General features: G+C 59.6%; 14 protein-coding genes. 5 read left to right on the top strand and 9 right to left on the bottom strand.

Going from position 1 to position 14,518, the window contains the following annotated elements; genetic code table 11:
• Window positions 1–7: 7 nt before the first annotated feature.
• Complete coding sequence (locus FHX15_RS29945) at window positions 8–925, top strand: AraC family transcriptional regulator (RefSeq protein ID WP_184401965.1); 918 nt, start codon at window positions 8–10, stop codon at window positions 923–925.
• 25 nt (window positions 926–950) lie between these two features.
• Here FHX15_RS29945 and FHX15_RS29940 read toward each other — a convergent pair whose 3' ends face one another.
• Window positions 951–1,856, bottom strand: coding sequence for a LysR family transcriptional regulator (locus FHX15_RS29940; RefSeq protein ID WP_184401964.1), 906 nt, complete (start codon window positions 1,854–1,856; stop codon window positions 951–953).
• Window positions 1,857–1,967: 111 nt separating this feature from the next.
• Between FHX15_RS29940 and FHX15_RS29935 the strand changes: the two genes are divergently transcribed.
• Window positions 1,968–2,798: an SDR family oxidoreductase gene (locus FHX15_RS29935; protein ID WP_184401963.1), complete on the top strand. Its 831-nt coding sequence runs from the start codon at window positions 1,968–1,970 to the stop codon at window positions 2,796–2,798.
• Between the two features lie 6 nt (window positions 2,799–2,804).
• Here the strand turns inward: FHX15_RS29935 and FHX15_RS29930 are convergent, their stop codons facing one another.
• Entirely contained in the window at window positions 2,805–3,794 is a 990-nt protein-coding gene (locus FHX15_RS29930; RefSeq protein ID WP_184401962.1) for an aldo/keto reductase, read from the bottom strand.
• Window positions 3,795–4,074: 280 nt separating this feature from the next.
• Between FHX15_RS29930 and FHX15_RS29925 the strand changes: the two genes are divergently transcribed.
• Complete coding sequence (locus FHX15_RS29925; protein WP_184401961.1) at window positions 4,075–4,965, top strand: LysR substrate-binding domain-containing protein; 891 nt, start codon at window positions 4,075–4,077, stop codon at window positions 4,963–4,965.
• A 3-nt stretch (window positions 4,966–4,968) separates the two neighbouring features.
• Here FHX15_RS29925 and FHX15_RS29920 read toward each other — a convergent pair whose 3' ends face one another.
• The 7 genes from FHX15_RS29920 to FHX15_RS29890 form a co-directional block, all read right to left on the bottom strand.
• A complete protein-coding gene (locus FHX15_RS29920) occupies window positions 4,969–5,511 on the bottom strand; it encodes a transcriptional regulator (RefSeq protein ID WP_184401960.1) in 543 nt (180 codons plus the stop codon).
• A 101-nt stretch (window positions 5,512–5,612) separates the two neighbouring features.
• Window positions 5,613–6,692, bottom strand: coding sequence for an ABC transporter ATP-binding protein (locus FHX15_RS29915; RefSeq protein ID WP_184401959.1), 1,080 nt, complete (start codon window positions 6,690–6,692; stop codon window positions 5,613–5,615).
• A gap of 1 nt (window position 6,693) precedes the next feature.
• The gene (locus tag FHX15_RS29910) at window positions 6,694–8,622 is read right to left on the bottom strand and encodes a glycoside hydrolase family 127 protein (RefSeq protein ID WP_184401958.1); all 1,929 of its coding nucleotides are present in this window, start codon (window positions 8,620–8,622) and stop codon (window positions 6,694–6,696) included.
• Between the two features lie 27 nt (window positions 8,623–8,649).
• Complete coding sequence (locus tag FHX15_RS29905; protein ID WP_184401957.1) at window positions 8,650–9,513, bottom strand: carbohydrate ABC transporter permease; 864 nt, start codon at window positions 9,511–9,513, stop codon at window positions 8,650–8,652.
• Window positions 9,513–10,424: a carbohydrate ABC transporter permease gene (locus FHX15_RS29900; RefSeq protein ID WP_184401956.1), complete on the bottom strand. Its 912-nt coding sequence runs from the start codon at window positions 10,422–10,424 to the stop codon at window positions 9,513–9,515. The genes FHX15_RS29905 and FHX15_RS29900 overlap by 1 nt, the downstream gene beginning before the upstream one ends.
• An 81-nt stretch (window positions 10,425–10,505) precedes the next feature.
• Complete coding sequence (locus FHX15_RS29895) at window positions 10,506–11,744, bottom strand: ABC transporter substrate-binding protein (RefSeq protein ID WP_184401955.1); 1,239 nt, start codon at window positions 11,742–11,744, stop codon at window positions 10,506–10,508.
• A 40-nt stretch (window positions 11,745–11,784) separates the two neighbouring features.
• The gene (locus tag FHX15_RS29890) at window positions 11,785–12,819 is read right to left on the bottom strand and encodes a LacI family DNA-binding transcriptional regulator (protein ID WP_184401954.1); all 1,035 of its coding nucleotides are present in this window, start codon (window positions 12,817–12,819) and stop codon (window positions 11,785–11,787) included.
• Window positions 12,820–12,861: 42 nt separating this feature from the next.
• Here FHX15_RS29890 and FHX15_RS29885 point away from each other — a divergent pair, with 42 nt between their 5' ends.
• Both FHX15_RS29885 and FHX15_RS29880 read left to right on the top strand, forming a co-directional pair.
• Entirely contained in the window at window positions 12,862–13,350 is a 489-nt protein-coding gene (locus FHX15_RS29885; RefSeq protein ID WP_184401953.1) for a hypothetical protein, read from the top strand.
• 179 nt (window positions 13,351–13,529) lie between these two features.
• The gene (locus FHX15_RS29880; protein ID WP_184401952.1) at window positions 13,530–14,501 is read left to right on the top strand and encodes an alpha/beta fold hydrolase; all 972 of its coding nucleotides are present in this window, start codon (window positions 13,530–13,532) and stop codon (window positions 14,499–14,501) included.
• Window positions 14,502–14,518 lie beyond the last annotated feature (17 nt).

The following is a 14,518-nucleotide window of genomic DNA, read 5'->3' as shown; positions in this document are numbered from 1 at the left end:
TCGTCTCATGGATGTTTTAAGCCGCCTTATCGAACTAGCCCGTCTGCAGCCAACGCTCGATATTCGTTGTCGGCTACAAGGCTCCTTTCATATCGATCACGAACCCGTCGCAGCAGGCACGCTGCCATTTCATCTGATCTTGGGCGGCGACTGTCTCATTCGCCTTGGCTCCGGTCGTGAAATCACCTTGCACTCCGGCGATTTTCTGCTGCTGCCGCGCGGCGATGCGCATGCGATTATCGGTTTGCGGCGACGCGGAGACACGCAGCCGCTGCGCGTTACGAGGGGAGGTCTGCTGCCTTTGCGCGAAAACGGCGAAGGCGAAGCGGATGTCGATCTTCTTTGTGGCCGCTTCCATTGCGCTCCGGGATCGGCTGCCTTGCTGCTCGATAGCTTGCCTGACGTGTTTCATGTCTCACTTGCTGCGGACTCGGAGGAAGTGCTGAAGACGCTGGTTGCCATGCTTTACCGGGAGACCGCCGACGAGAAGCCCGGAGCACTGGCGATCATCGCCGCAACTTGTCTCTCGCTCCTCATTTTGGCAATGAGGGCAGGCAAGGCTTCTCCCATTGCATCCTCGGGTCTGCTGCAATTGCTTGGTGACGCCAGGCTCGGCAAATCCGCCGTGGCGATGATGTCCTCGCCGGCATTTGCCTGGACGATCGATGACCTTGCCCGCCATTCGGGCATGTCGCGCGCCACCTATTCGCGGCAATTCAGGGAACGCGCCGGAATGACCGTTGGTGCCTTTTTGACTGATCTCAGAATGATGCTTGCGAGCGATCTACTATCGAGAACGCGGCGGACGGTTGCCGATATCGCGGCAGAGGTCGGCTACGAATCCGAAGCCGCCTTCGGCAAAGCTTTTAAGGCGAGGCGCAATATCACGCCGGCGCGTTTCCGTGCAGCGGAACAGGCGAGATAGAGTGGGCAGGGCTGAAGTGCAGGAGCTAGGCACCGTGCCGCTCCACTTCCGTCAAGACGGATACGAAGGCGCGCAGGCTTTGCGGCACATGCCTGTGGCCGGGATAGTAGAGGCAGAGGCCGGGAATTGGTGGGCACCAATCGTCAAGAACGGAGATTAGCTCGCCGCTGGCAAGATAGGGTCGCGCGACCCTTTCCGGCACATAGGCGATGCCGAGCCCTTTGACCGCCGCTTCCGCCATCAATTCTACATGATCGAGGGTCAAGGCGCCCGATACCTCGATAGTCACTTCCTGGCCGTGCTTCTCAAACTCCCAGCGGTAGAGTTTGCCGCTCGGCAGACGCAGGCGGATGCAGCGGTGGCGCTTAAGTTCTTCTGGCGTCTTGGGCCGCCTGTGATCTTTCAAGTAAGCCGACGAGGCAACCGCGAGGAAACGTGCCTCGCCACCGAATTCGACCGCTATCATATCAAGCGGCACGGATTCCCGCAGGCGAATGCCGGCATCGAAGCCTTCGGCGACAATATCGACCAGCCGGTTTTCGGTAACGATATCGAGCGATATCTGCGGATAGCGTTGGAGAAAGAGAGGAACGGCGGCATTCAACAGCACACGCGCGGCAATTTCGCTGGCGTTGATGCGTAGCGTACCGCTCGGCCGGCCTCCAAATTCGCTGAGGGCATCGAGCACCAGATCGAGATCGCGCAATAGGGGCGTCAGCCTGTCGAGAAGCATTTCGCCGGCTTCGGTGACTGCAACGCTGCGGGTCGTGCGATGTAGCAGGCGCACGCCCATGCGCGCCTCCATGTTGCGCATCATGTGGCTCAGCGTCGAAGGCGATAAGCCAAGTTCGCCGGCCGCCTTGCGGAAGCTGCGGTATGTGACAATTGCCGCAAAGGCGTTGAGATCATCAAGTGTCGGCCGGTAACTCATGGGTATTTTTCAGCAACTCATGCAAGTTTGAACGGATTATCACATCAATAATCCCCTCTATCTTTGCAGTCATCAAGCCGTGATTCAGCGGCATCAGAAAGGGTAGAGACGATGACGAAGACATGGTTGATCACAGGAACATCCTCGGGTTTCGGCCGGATCATGACTGAAAAGCTGCTGGCGCGCGGCGATCGCGTTGCCGCCACCCTGCGCAAGCGCGAGGCCCTGGCTGACCTTGGGGCGCAGTACGACGAACGGCTCTGGGTCGCAAGCCTGGACGTCACCGACGACCGGGCAGTTCGTGCAGTCGTCGACGCCGCCTTTCAGCAGATGGGGCGCATCGATGTCGTCGTCAGCAATGCCGGCTACGGCCTGTTTGGTGCTGCAGAAGAGGTTAGCGATGCGCAGATCCGTCACCAGATTGATACCAATCTGATTGGCTCAATCCAGGTGATCCGCGCGGCCTTGCCGCATCTGCGTCAGCAGGGCGGCGGTCGCATCCTTCAGGTCGCTTCGGAAGGCGGACAGATCGCCTATCCGAATTTCAGCCTCTATCACGCCACCAAATGGGGGATCGAAGGCTTCATCGAGGCGGTAGCACAAGAAGTCGCGCCCTTCGGCGTCGACATCATCATTGCCGAACCGGGGCCGGCTGGCACGGATTTTGGCGCCGGCCTCGTCAGGCCGCCGCAGATGGATGTCTATGAGGATACACCGGCCGGCCAGGTACGCAGGGCAATTGCCGACGGCTCGTTCAAGATCCTGGGCGACCCGGTGAAGATGGCCGATGCGATGATCGCGGCGGCTGAAAAACAACCGGCACCCAGAAGACTTGCGCTCGGCAGCACGACCTATCAGTCAATCCGCAAGGCTCTGGGTGAGCGGCTTGCCGAGCTGGAAGCACAGAAGGAGATCACGCTGTCGACCGATATCGACGCCTGACCGCCCTCAGCGGTCGATCGTCGCCATGATCGTGTCGTTGTAGCGCATGCCGGAAACCTTGCCAGGAGCAAGCGCTTCATCGAGCGCCTTTATCTGTTCGGCGCTAAGCGTGATGTCGGCTGCGGCGATATTGTCCTCCAGATAGGTGCGGCGTTTGGTGCCGGGGATCGGCACGAAATCGCTGCCCTTGTGCAGGATCCAGGCAAGCGCCACCTGGCCAGGCTTGGCGCCGAGCGAGGATGCAACGGAGCGGACGGCCTCGGCCGCGCGAACATTGGCGTCGTAATTTTCGCCCTGATAGCGCGGATCGCCGCGGCGGAAATCGCCTTCCGGATAATCCTCTGCGCGCTTGACCTCTCCGGTCAGAAAGCCCCGGCCGAGTGGGCTGAAGGGCACGACACCGATGCCGAGTTTCCTCAAGGCGGGGATGACGTCGGCCTCCAGATTGCGCTCCCAGAGCGAATATTCGCTCTGCACGGCCGACACCGGGAAGATAGCGTGGGCGCGCCGGATGTTAGCGACACCCACTTCGGAAAGGCCGAAGTAGCGCACCTTACCCTCTTTGACGAGCTCGGCGACAGTGCCGGCAACGTCTTCCATGGGAACGGCTGGATCGACGCGGTGCTGGTAGATGAGGTCAATATGGTCTGTAGCAAGGCGCTTGAGCGAGCCTTCAACTGCGCTGCGAATGGTTTGCGGCCGGCTGTCGCGTTCGGTGCCGACCTGCTTGCCATCCTTCAGGCGGAAACCGAATTTGGTAGCGAGTATCACTTCGTTGCGGCGGCTTTTCAGCGCGCGGCCGAGCAACTCCTCGTTCTTATAGGGGCCGTAAACCTCAGCCGTATCGAGGAAAGTGCAGCCGAGCTCGATAGCGCGGTGAAGGGTTGCGATGGATTCCGTTTCATCAGCCGGCCCGTAGGACTGGCTCATTCCCATGCACCCGAGGCCGATGGCCGATACTTCAAGTCCCTGGCTGCCGAGTTTGCGTTTCTGCATCGTGACGCTCCTGCTTCTCAAGTAAGGAGAGGTCTATATAGACCCCGGTGCAGGATTATGAATGCGCAAAAATCCCGATAAGCTGCGTGAGCGTTCAGCAGTCCCGATTCCCTCGTCCATCCTTGCCGTTTGATTCAAAGGTGGCGAGGCGAAGTGAATCCCTCAGAATGCAAAGGATTTGCTTCCACATGGCTTCTCTCCTTTTTCGAGCGTTCTCCTCCTCTTGCGCTTAGTCTTCAAACGAGCTTATCGTCGGCTTCGAATAACTTGAGGTTATAGGATGAAGCGTGGCCGGCTACCGCTGACGGCATTGCGCAGCTTCGAGGTGGCGGGACGGCTGGAGAGCTTCACGCTTGCGGCCGAGGAGCTGTTCATCTCGCAGGCGGCGGTTAGCCGCCAGATTCGTGAGCTGGAGCAGATGTTAGACGGGCCGCTTTTCGAGCGGCGCCATCGAAGTGTCGTCCTGACCGCTAGCGGCCGGAAATTGCTTGCCGTGCTGACATCTTCCTTCGACCGGATCGACGACTGCCTGGCGGATATCTGGGGAGCTTCAGCGTCTGCCGATCTGAAGATTAGCGTCGAACCTTCTTTTGCCGCCTGCTGGCTTGTGCCGCGGCTGCCGGAATTTTGCAAACTCCACGCTGGCGTGGAGGTATCACTCGATGCCGATCCGCGCACGATCGAATTCCGTACCGGCCAAGCGCAGATCGCGATCAGGCACAGCGCCACCGTCGCTGCGTGGCCGCGGACAGAAAGTCGGCATCTGATGGATGTCCGCATGGTGCCCGTGATCGCTTCCTATCTTCTGAAGGGTGGCCCGCCGATCTCTTCTCCGCATGACATCTTTGCTTACGGGCTTTTGCATGAGGAAAACCGCGACGCTTGGAGTCGGTGGTTTGAGGCGGCCGGCATCGCCATGCCCGAGGCGGCGAGGGGACCCGTTTATGCCGATGACGGTCTCGTTCTGCAGGCGGCGCTGCGCGGCCAAGGCGTTGCACTCCTGGACGAAGTCTTCGCAGAGGAGGAAATCCGGGCCGGCCGCTTGCGACAGCTCTTCGACCTCACAGTTGCGAACGGCGCCTATTGGCTGGTTGCCCGCAACTTCGATCGCCTTCCGCCCCCGGCTGCGGATTTCGCGCGTTGGGTGACCGAGAGCTTCCACAAGCGCTGACCTCTACTCGCCTGTTGCCACCAGCTTCTTGGCAGCCTCACGGACAAGCTTCCATCGGGTAAGCTCGAGCGTCGCGTCCGCCAGTGCGCGATGCGCCGGCATTGCCGCCTTGCTTTCCTCGACGATGCTGTCGATGAGCTTCGATAGCTCGGTCTCCGTGATGGCCGCTCCTGTCAATTCACGTGCCGCGGCCATAAAGGCGTCCCGTGACTTTCCGAGCCGCAGGGCATGCCGAGGAAAGCCGGCAGCGCGCAAGAGGACGCTCAGCCATTTTCCATCCCACGAAGGGGCACTCGCATAGAGCTCGTGCCCGGTCAAAACCTTGAGCATTTCACGAGCGACCTGCTCCACCGGAACGCCCTCCGATGCCAGCAACTCCTGCGAGATTCCATGGATTGCTTCTGCATCGGCCGCCCAATCGTCCCAGCCAGCGGCGGGGCGAATCAAGACAGAGTGTGAGCGTCCGTCCTCGAACACCCAAGCAATTTCGATCGGAACGCTTTTCTTGCTGAGGGACGATGCCTCGAAATCCAGGAAAACGATCAATATAACGCGACAGGTGAGTACTGTCCTCCACGAGAGCTCAGTTCCGGTGCCCCCGGGACCCCAACGGAATGAACAGGAGCGCAGCTTACTGCCGGGGGAGTTTATTTGTCGAGCCGCATGCCGTCGGCATCGAAGATGTGCAGATGCACCGGGTCACAGGTGAAGGCGAGCCGGCTGCCTGTCGCGATGTCTGAGGAACCGCGATATTCGACAGTCAGCGGCTGACCATCGCCAAGCTGGCAATAGAGGAACTGCGTGCCGCCGAGATATTCATCAAAATCGACCGTGGCCGACAATGCCTCATCGTGGGCGCCCGTCGCGATCCTCAGATGCTCCGGACGCATGCCAAGGGTAATCTTCTGCCCTTCGCTTAAGCCAGCGCCGCTGATCGGCGAACGGATCCGGTTGCCGGCCACCAGGATAGTGCCGTCGCCCGCCCAGCTTGCCTCGAGCAGGTTCATGCGCGGCGAACCGATGAAGCCCGCGACAAAGACATTGTTCGGCCGCTCGTAGATTTCGCGCGGCGTTCCCGCCTGTTCGATATATCCATCACGCAGCACGACGATCTTGTCGGCGAGAGTCATCGCTTCCGTCTGATCGTGCGTGACATAGATCATCGTATTGCCGAGTTCACGGTGAAGTCTTGCGATTTCGATGCGCATCGAGACGCGCAACTCCGCGTCGAGGTTCGAGAGGGGCTCATCGAAGAGGAAAACGTCCGGCTTGCGCACGATCGCGCGGCCGATCGCCACGCGTTGCCGCTGGCCGCCGGAGAGCTGGCCTGGTCGGCGATCAAGCAGATGGTCGATCTTTAGGATCGTCGAGGCCGCCTTGACACGGGCCTCGATCTCTGGGGTCTGCGTTCGCGCCATCTTCAGGCCGAAGGCGAGATTGTCTCGCACGCTCATATGCGGATAGAGCGCGTAAGACTGAAAGACCATGGCGATGCCGCGATCGGAGGGGTCGAGATCGGTGACATTGCGTCCCTTGATCTCGATCTCGCCGTCAGTGACATCCTCCAGGCCGGCAATCATGCGCAGCAGCGTCGATTTTCCGCATCCAGACGGGCCGACGAAAACGACGAAGGATCCCTCCGTTATGGTCAGGTCGATGCCATGGATGACTTCCAGATTTCCGAAACTCTTGCGAATTTCGGTCAGTACAACGCCCGTATCCGCCATTTTATGCACCGCGCGCCTCGCCGGCTCTGAGCCAGACGAGCATCTCGCCCGGCTCGCGATTGTCCCAGAACGGATAGGGCACGAACCGCGCAGTCGCCTGCCTAGTTGCTGGAGGAGATGTGCGATAGAGCGTCGAGCCCCAATCGGCGGTATCGCGGCTGACGGGCAGGTCGAGGGCGACCGCGTCGCGAAGGCCCGATATCTCGGAGGTCTTGGCTTGCGAAACATCGGCTGACAGAGAAATGCCGTTCAGTCCAGCACCGTTATCGGTTTCCTCGACGCAATAGACCATCGGACCGCGCATCAGCGCCGTGCGGCCGGCATCCTGACGGACCAGCGGATTGGCGAAGAGTTTGCGGGCCCTGAGTGGGATCGACAGATCGACCGTGTCGCCGCTCTTCCAATCGCGCTCGATGCGGGAATAACCATCCGTCAAGACGGATGCTAGATCGAAATTCTCGCCGTTGATTGAAAGCGTTGCACCATCGGCCCATTCGGGGATGCGCAGCGACAGCGCAAAATGAGCAGGCTGATCGAGCATCAGGTCGAAATGGATTGCGCCATCCCAAGGGTAACGCGTCTGCTGCGAAAGTTCGACCTTGGCGCCGGCCAAATCGAATCGGGCCTTGCTTTCTCCGTAGAGGTGGACGGCAATCTCGTCTTCGGCGATCGCATACATGTAGGAGCCGACGGAAGCGAGCAGGCGGGCGATGTTCGGAGGGCAGCAGGGGCAATGGTGCCAGATCCAGCGATGGTGCTTGCCCGCACTTTCCAACGGGTTTTCGTAGAAGAAGCGGGTGCCGTCGAGTGAAAGCCCGGCCATAGCACCGTTATAAAGTGCCTGCTCCATGATGTCGGCATAGCGGCGGTTCGGGCCGCGACCGAGCATGCGGTTTGCCCAGAAGACGAGGCCGACCGACGCGCAGGTCTCGGCATAGGCGCTTTCGTTCGGCAGGTCGTAATAGTCGGTGAAGCCTTCGTTGGAAGCAGCCGGGCCGATGCCGCCGGTGACATACATCTGCTTGGTCGTCAGATCGTCCCAGAGGGTTTCGAGCGCCGCGGTCAGCGTATCGTCATTATATTCCGTGGCGATATCGGCCATGCCGGCATAGAGGTACATGGCGCGCACCGCATGGCCTACGACCTTCTTCTGTTCGCGCACCGGCACGTGCGCCTGGCCATATTCGTAGGTCTTCTGATGGAAATCTGCGGCGCTACGGCCGTCGCGAATTGCCTCTTCGGTGAAGAAATGCGGCTCAGTGCCGCGCTCATCGATGAAGAACTTCGAGAGGTCAAGATACTTTTTCTCGCCGGTCACGCGCGCGAGCTTGACGAGCGCCAACTCAATTTCCTCGTGGCCGCAATAGCCGGGGATCTGGCCGGGGCCGTGGCCGAAGACCGTGATCAGGTAATCGGCATAGCGGCACATGATGTCGAGCAGCTTCTTTTTGCCGGTCGCCTGATAGTAGGCGACGGCGCCTTCGATCAGGTGACCGGCGCAATAGAGCTCGTGATGGTCACGCAGGTTCGTCCAGCGCCGGCCAGGCTGCACGCGCTGGAACCAGGCGTTCAGATAGCCGTCCTTGTCCTGCAGCTTCTCATACATGTCGATGATCTCATCGACGCGGGCTTCGAGATTCGAATTGGGCCTGCGGTAGAGCGAATAGGCTACGGTCTCGATCGACTTGCCGAGATCGCTGTCCCAGAACATCTGCGTCGAGCCGCCCCAAGGACCAATCGGAATAACCACGCCGGGGCTCGGTTGGGTCACGTCGATCGCCTGCAGCATGCCAGCCTCAACGCAGCGATCGAGCAGCGTTTCGGCGGTGGAATCGCAGATCGCGTCCTGGCGATCGCCAAACAGACCCTGTAGCGCGACACTCGGCACGGGCAGGGGACGGAACTGGCGGTCTCTCTTCAGCTTGTTCATAGTTTCATCCATTTCGTTGAAAAGTCATCATTTCACCGCGCCGGCCATGAGCCCGCGCATGTAGTAGCGTTGCAGAAGCAGGAAGACGATTAGGCACGGGATCGTCATGACGATGACACCCGCCTGAACCGCGCCCCAGTTGATGGCGCCGAGGCGACCGGCGCGCACCGCCGTCATCAGCACGGGCAGCGTGTATTTCTCGTTGCTGGAGAGCAGTACGAGAGCGGCAAGGAACTCGTTCCAGGCATTGAGGAAGGCAAAGATCGCGACCGTCGCAATGCCCGGCAGCACCAGCGGCAGCAGTACGCGGATCAGCAGCCTCAGATCCCGCGCGCCATCGATTCGCGCCGCCTCTTCGATCTCCTTCGGAACGGCGTCAAAGGCATTGCGCATCATGAAGACGGAGAAGGGGAGTTGCAGCGTGACATAAACCAAGGTCAGTCCCAGCAGTGAATTGTTGAGACCGAGCTTTGCCAGAATGATGAAGAGCGGTGTCAGGATCGACTGGAACGGGATCATCAGCGTGGCGATGATCAACACGAAGAGCGCGTTTTTCAGCGGAAACCGGTAGCGCGAGAAGCCGTAGCCTGCGAGCAGGCTGACTGTGACGGTCAGCAGCACTGTCGCCAGCGAGACGAAGAGCGAGTTGATCATGTGCCGCCAGATGCCGGCGCCAAACGTATCGAGCAGCGCATAGGCATCGAAGCTGACCCCTGTCGTGGGCCATGGCGGCAACGGTGGCAGGCTTGCCTCGGTGCCATGTCGGAACGAGGCAAGCAATGTGATGATGAAGGGCGCCAGGAAAAAGATCGAAATGGCAATGCCGGCGACATGATAAGCCGATTGCGACCTGAGGCGTTTGCGGGCACGGCGCTTCGCGGAGGAGATCATCAGCGTTCCTCCCCGACGCGCAGCAGCCAGAGTTGGATGATGGAGATCGCAACGAGGATCGCCAGGAGCACGATCGAAAGCGCGGATCCATAGCCCAGATTGAAGGACACGAAGGACTGGTTGAAGATGTAGTAGACGACGGAGATCATTTTGTTCTGTGGCCCGCCCGACGTCATGATGTAGAACTGGTCGAAGGCGAGGATTGAGCCGGTGACAGAGACGATCAGCGCCAGCGCAATCGTCTTGCGCATCAGCGGCAGCGTCAGATGCCGGAATCGCTGCCAGCGGTTGGCGCCATCGATGCGGGCAGCCTCCGTCAATTCGGACGGAATGGCTTGCAGACCGGTCAATAGGATGATCATCGTAAAGCCGGCGATTTTCCAGACGACCATGACGATGATGGTTGCGAAGGCCGTATCGAAGCTCGCCATGATATTGGGGCTTCGCTCGACGAGGCCGAGCGCGCGAAGGGCAGGGCCGAAGAAGCCGCTATCGACATTGGCAAGCCAGACCCAGAGCAGCGAAGCGGTCGCCAGGCCGACCACGACCGGCAGGAAGATGATCGTGCGGTAGGTGCTGACGAAGCGGCGTTCCTTCTCCACGAAGATTGCCAGCGGGAAGGCGACCGCGAAGATCGCGATGGTTACGATGACTGTGTAATAGGCGGTGAAGTTCAGGGCCGCCATGAAGCGGCTGTCGTTCCACATGCGGATATAATTGGCAAAGCCAATCCAGCGCGCCGCACCCATCAGCGGCCAGTTGTGCAGGCTCATCCAGCCGGTGAACAATACAGGCATGACGAAGAAGACGATGACGAGCGCCATGGCCGGCGCGATATAGAGAAAGCCGCGCCATTGTGACTTTCGCCGTTTTCGGACAGCGCGGATGCGCTGCGGACCGGAACCGGTCATCGAAACCTCCGCATTCCACGAGTTCTTCTACTTTAAATCGGCCGGGAAACTGCCACCGTCCCCCGGCCACGGCCGGGAGAGTTATTGGCCGCTGTCGATGATGGACTGCATCTCGGACTGGGCGTTCGAGAACGCGCCATCGACGTCATCGCCGAAGATCGCGGCGTTGGTAAACGTCGCCCAGGGCCCGTTTGCGCTGTTGATCAGATCATTGAACTGCAGCGTATAGGGTGTCTTGGCAACTGAGATCGCCTTCAGGCCCACCTGCATGCGCGGATCCAGCCCGGCAAGCACCTGGTCGGCAATATCGCCGCGTGTCGGCAGGCTGCCATATTTTGCCATGACCTTCTGGCCGTCGATCGAATAGATATATTCGAGGAATTCCTTGACGGCGTCGATCTTCTTCGTGCCCTTGGTGATGACGAAATTGTCGCCGCCGGCAAAGGAGGACGTCTTGCCGTCGACGCTCGGGATCAGCGTCACGCCGAAATTGATGTCGGGGTACTGCGTGACCAACGTGCCGATGGCGAAGGCGCCGAGACTTTGCTGACCAATTTTGCCGTTCGTGAAGCTTAAGAAGTTCGTCCCGTTATCGCTCGCAGCACTGGCCGGCACGAGGTCCTTCTTGACCATATCGCGATAGAGGCCAACGGCCTTGCGCATTTGGGGCGTATCGAGCGTTGCCGTCTTACCATCCTGCGAGAGGATATCGGCACCCGCACCCCAGACGAGCGGCGTGAAGGTAAAGATCATACAACCGCCGCAGCCGCCGCCCGAGAAGTAGAAGCCATAGGTATCGTCGCCGAGCTTGCGGATCTTCTCGGCATTGGCTTCGATTTCTTCCCAGGTCGTAGGCGCCTTTTCGGGATCGAGGCCGGCCTTCTTGTAGAGATCCTTGTTCCAGGCAAAGACAGAGGTCTCGACCGAGAGCGGCAGACCGTAGATTTTGTCCTGATAGGTACCGAGTTTGACATGCGACGGCGACAGCGAATTGAAATAAGGCAGGCTCTTTGCCCAGTCCGTCAGATCCTCGAGTTGACCTGCGGCAGCGAAGGCTGGGTTGTAGATCAGGTCCATCGACAGGGCGTCGGGTGCCTGGCCGCCGGCGATTGCGGTTGCATATTTCTGCACCAGTTCGCCGAAGGGCACTTCGGTCGTGACGACCTGGTTTTCGTGGCCCGCATTATAGGCCTCGACAACTTTCTTGAAGGAATCGCCGATGCCGGTGCGAACCCACATTTCGATTTTTTCGGCAGCCGAGGCCGTCGAGACCAGGCAGAGGGTGGCAAGACTTGTTGCCACCAATAGACGCTTCATCATGGCTCTCCTCCCAAGTTGGCGCGTCTCCATCGCGCCGTTGCTATATTCCGGGGGGGTCACCCCCGCATGATTGCCGCACGACCAGACGGCACGGCAGTTTCCTGATGCCGGGCTCCACCTGATGCCCCTCCGCAAGCGCCAGAACCGTCAATCCGGCTTGCCGCCCCAGTTCCTTCAACTCCATATCCACGGTCGTCAGCGGCGGACGCGTCTGAGCGGCGACAATCTCCCAATTGTCGAAGCCGACCACCGAAACATCCTGCGGCACCCGGATGCCGCGCTCGCGCAGCGCATCGATGACACCGCGGGCAATCTGGTCATTGCCGCAGAAGATGCCGTCAGGCTTTTCGCCGCCGCCGCTCCACAGTCTCGCAACGGCCTCGTGGCCCCAGCTTTCCGACCACACCCCAAACAGGACCGGCCGCTCCTTTCCGGCAACCTCGCAATAGGCATCGGCACGCTCGCGCACCGAAAAGAAATTCTCCGGCCCAGAGACGTGCACGATCCGTTTGCGCCCGAGCTTTGCCAACCATTGCACGGCCAGCCGCGCGCCTTGCGCATCATCGGAACGGAAGGTCACGCTTCCCGGCGCCCCCTCCGTGAAGGCATAGACGACAGGCACGTTCAAATTCGACAGATCGACGGGCAACCGCCTGTCGAGACGCTTTCCGGTGGCGATAATTCCGTCAACCTGTTTGTCGAGCATCGCTTCCACGTGAATCTGACCAAGTGCAGGATCCTCCTCGATCGCGCACAGAAAGACCGAAACGCCATGATCGACAAGAGCATCCGAGATGCCCGCCATGACCGGCAGCGTGAAGCGGCCGTAGGTGTCGTTGGTCAGAAGCCCGACCGTGAAACTGCGCTTGCTGAGCAGGCCCCTTGCCAAAGCGTTTGGCCTGTAGCCGATCTCGGCTGCAATGCGTTTGACCCGCTCGCGCGTTTCCAGCCCCATGCGGCCCGTATCGTTGAGGGCTTTCGACGCTGTCGAGATGCTGATTCCGGCAGCCGCAGCGACATCGTGAATGGTGATCCTGCCTCGTTTTTCCTCCGCTGCGTTCAGCTGCTCCTCCATCAAACTGACGCTGAGAAAACCTTTTCTCAGTAGATTTGTCAAGTGGGAAAAGGTTTTCTCTCCCGGTGGATGCGCGAGAACTTCGAGAACGGGACGAAACCGGTCGATGTCAATGATGAGCCGGCTCTGATCGGGCTGCTGTGGGGGCGGTCGTCAGCAGGTAAACATGACCACTTACAGGTAACCGACGTGTTCCCCGAAAGGTACATCCTCGTTGAAATTGTCGGTACCTATACGCTCGCTTTCGCCGGAGAGGCGCTCTTCATACGGGCTGGCTTCTTGCGCATGCGGGTGTGTCGAATGATGATCGAGATGCCGATCTGCTGCGCGATCGTCAGCGTCATCAACGGTTCCTTCATCGCCGGCAGTGGCGGGATGGGCGCCTTTTCTTTTTCCGCCGGCAGTGATCTCTGCCTGCCGCTCGGCAACCCAGGCATTGTCAGGTTCGGAACCTATGGAGGTGCTATGATTGATATGGGTGGCCGAGGAAGCTGCCGTGGGCGAGGTGGGTGCAATTTTTTCGACCATTGAGACTTCCTGGTTCCTGGTGGCTTCGTGCTCGGCAACGTCAGATCAAGCCGGGTGTGGCTATTCCTGTAAATGGAATAATTCCTTCCGCATTCCGCCGATTAACGGAACCCGGTGATTGGCTATTCTCGGTGCCAGGCCAGCAAGGGTTGTTGGCGGATTTTGTTAAACGGAGAATCGAGATGAACCGACTGATCCTTTCCCTGATGCTGGCAACCGTGAGCTTCGCCCCCCTTTCCGAGGCCATTGCCGCTCCCGCCAAGCAAACCGCCATTGTCCAGCATGTGCCCGTCACTGTCCACTATCGAACAGCTGAAATCGATGGTGTGAACATGTTCTATCGTGAAGCCGGTCCTGCAGATGGCCCGGTTGTCCTGCTGCTGCACGGGTTCCCGACATCTTCGCACATGTTCCGCAATCTCATTCCGCTGCTTGCCGACCGCTATCACGTCATTGCACCTGACTATCCGGGTTTCGGTCAGAGCGATGCACCCGATCACACGAAGTTTGCCTATACGTTCGGCCACTATGCCGACATGGTCGACGCACTTATGGCAAAACTCGGCGCCACGAAATATGCCATGTATGTCATGGATTACGGTGCACCCGTCGGCTATCGCCTGGCGCTCAAGCACCCGGAACGGGTCAGCGGGCTGATCGTGCAGAACGGCAATGCCTACGAGAAAGGCCTGCGCGAATTCTGGGATCCGATCAAGGCTTATTGGGCCGAAGATACGACTGAAAAGCGTGAGGCCCTCTCCAACCTCGTCATTCTTGAAACCACGAAGTTTCAGTATACCGATGGCGTCAAGGACCTGTCGCGCATCAGCCCCGACAATTGGGTCCACGACCAGGCTTTGCTCGATCGCCCCGGCAACAAGGATATCCAGCTCGATCTGTTCCACGATTACGGTACGAACGTACCGCTCTATCCGCAATTTCAGGCCTTCTTTCGCGATCGCAAGCCTCCGACGCTGATCGTCTGGGGCAAGAACGATAAGATCTTTCCCGAGGAAGGTGCGCATCCCTACCTGCGTGATCTTCCTGACGCCGAACTGCACCTTCTCGATACCGGCCATTTCGCGCTGGAAGACAAGCTCGATGAGATGGCACCGCTGATCCACGACTTCCTCGATCGCAAGATCACGAAGTAAAATCGCGTTCAGGGCCA

Source organism: Rhizobium sp. BK650, from assembly GCF_014195325.1.
In the GTDB taxonomy this organism is placed as follows: Bacteria; Pseudomonadota; Alphaproteobacteria; order Rhizobiales; family Rhizobiaceae; genus Rhizobium.
This window is presented reverse-complemented; position numbering and strand designations above follow the sequence as displayed.

Excerpts from the sequence above, each read along its gene's own strand:
- FHX15_RS29945 (WP_184401965.1), top strand. The coding sequence starts at position 8 with ATGGATGTTTTAAGCCGCCTTATCGAACTAGCCCGTCTGCAGCCAACG.
- FHX15_RS29940 (WP_184401964.1), bottom strand. The coding sequence starts at position 1,856 with ATGAGTTACCGGCCGACACTTGATGATCTCAACGCCTTTGCGGCAATT.
- FHX15_RS29935 (WP_184401963.1), top strand. The coding sequence starts at position 1,968 with ATGACGAAGACATGGTTGATCACAGGAACATCCTCGGGTTTCGGCCGG.
- FHX15_RS29930 (WP_184401962.1), bottom strand. The coding sequence starts at position 3,794 with ATGCAGAAACGCAAACTCGGCAGCCAGGGACTTGAAGTATCGGCCATC.
- FHX15_RS29925 (WP_184401961.1), top strand. The coding sequence starts at position 4,075 with ATGAAGCGTGGCCGGCTACCGCTGACGGCATTGCGCAGCTTCGAGGTG.
- FHX15_RS29915 (WP_184401959.1), bottom strand. The coding sequence starts at position 6,692 with ATGGCGGATACGGGCGTTGTACTGACCGAAATTCGCAAGAGTTTCGGA.
- FHX15_RS29910 (WP_184401958.1), bottom strand. The coding sequence starts at position 8,622 with ATGAACAAGCTGAAGAGAGACCGCCAGTTCCGTCCCCTGCCCGTGCCG.
- FHX15_RS29905 (WP_184401957.1), bottom strand. The coding sequence starts at position 9,513 with ATGATCTCCTCCGCGAAGCGCCGTGCCCGCAAACGCCTCAGGTCGCAA.
- FHX15_RS29900 (WP_184401956.1), bottom strand. The coding sequence starts at position 10,424 with ATGACCGGTTCCGGTCCGCAGCGCATCCGCGCTGTCCGAAAACGGCGA.
- FHX15_RS29895 (WP_184401955.1), bottom strand. The coding sequence starts at position 11,744 with ATGATGAAGCGTCTATTGGTGGCAACAAGTCTTGCCACCCTCTGCCTG.
- FHX15_RS29890 (WP_184401954.1), bottom strand. The coding sequence starts at position 12,819 with ATGGAGGAGCAGCTGAACGCAGCGGAGGAAAAACGAGGCAGGATCACC.
- FHX15_RS29880 (WP_184401952.1), top strand. The coding sequence starts at position 13,530 with ATGAACCGACTGATCCTTTCCCTGATGCTGGCAACCGTGAGCTTCGCC.